Origin of the sequence: Pedobacter sp. Leaf132, assembly GCF_920984695.1 — a bacterium.
Lineage (GTDB): Bacteria > Bacteroidota > Bacteroidia > Sphingobacteriales > Sphingobacteriaceae > Pedobacter.
In genome coordinates this window covers 1-1,460 of record NZ_CAKLBO010000021.1, presented here as the reverse complement: position 1 = coordinate 1,460, position 1,460 = coordinate 1, and the positions used below count along the sequence as shown (strand labels likewise).

General features: G+C 33.2%; 1 protein-coding gene. It reads left to right on the top strand.

The window, feature by feature from the left end; genetic code table 11:
* Positions 1-105: 105 nt before the first annotated feature.
* Complete coding sequence (locus LUA86_RS19170; protein WP_370634401.1) at positions 106-636, top strand: SGNH/GDSL hydrolase family protein; 531 nt, start codon at positions 106-108, stop codon at positions 634-636.
* Positions 637-1,460 lie beyond the last annotated feature (824 nt).

Sequence of the window (1,460 nt, the reverse complement as noted above, 5' to 3'; positions counted from 1 at the left end):
TTTGAAAAAACGATGAGGAACAGCAAAAAAGCCGCATAAATTGCATCCAGAGGAATCTAAATAAATGCATCTCAAAAAAAAATATCTGACGAAACAAAATCTCTAGTGTACTATTGCAATTCCAAAGATTATGTTTTGGCAAAGGGGAATATTTCTATATACGGTTCTTATAGAATCATAATCGACAAAATCAAGGCAATTAGTCCGTCCTCGAAAATTATTCTCATGACGCCAATGCAACGTGCTGATTTTTATCAAATTTCAAATCCGAGCAATATGGCGTATGGGTCGTATAAAACTAAGGCAGGACAATCTCTTGAACAGTTTGCTATTGCTATAAAGGACATTGGAAGGATTGAAGACCTAAAAGTTATCGATTTATTCAATGATCCCTCATTACAAGCAAAAAAACTAATAAAGTTTGAAAGATTGAAAATTCCAGGAAAAGATAAGTATAAGAATTACCATTTTAAAGACGCTATGGGTAAACCTTTTGATCCGAAAACAGATGATTATCCTTATCCAAGCGAAGCAGAAGGGATGACCTATGACGGACTACACCCATCTGATAAGGGTAATGCTGTCATTGCAAAACGCTTACTCGAGGTATTAAAACCGATAAGCGTCACCAAATAATGATGGAAGCCCTTTAGCAGCTAAACTTTTAGTCAAGTTGTAACCTAATATTGGAAGAGTAAAGCTGAATCAATTAGAAATAAAAATTGTTAGCTATAAACTGCTAAACTTCGACAAATCATCAACTAGTTTGTTGTCAGTTCGTTTCGATTTATAGTTATTGTACACATGAGAATATTTAAAATTTTAATCTATACATTACTGCCACTCTTTTGTTTAGCATGATAAGTGTCCTTATGTTGATCGACAATGCCGTTCCTTGTCGGTTTAACAAGTTTTCATTTTCCAAGAAGTTCGGTGGAAGTTTGTGCAAGACTTACAAATCCTGCTATACAAAATAAAAGAATGATTAAAATCTTCATGTTTTTCTTTCTGTAATTTGACAGATATTTATATTTGAACAACGATGGAATACTGCAATAATTTGTCTCAAAGAAGCAGGCTTATCTCGTCTTTGACATATTCGTCAATGCTGGCTGTTCTTTTAAGATCTTGACCAATATAATTTTGCTTACATGTAGTTGTATTTGTAATTATTTTTGATCTGCTGATAGGCTATTCTTAACTTTTAGGTATTAAAATTCTTTTCAATGGAATTGGTAAAATAATTTCTCCAAAACTAGTTGAACTCGGAACTGACAAAGTTTTCTAATTAAGGTATGCATGGATGACTATATTTGTAAATGGTATAATAAGCCTGTAAGCTCCCCTGTTTTTCAGACCATTCAAAAGTATAATTTTGTCCTCAAATTTCCTGCAATAAATCTACAGGAGATTTGAAGTTTAATGCCTGGTGTGGTCGATGGTAATTGTAGTCCACCATC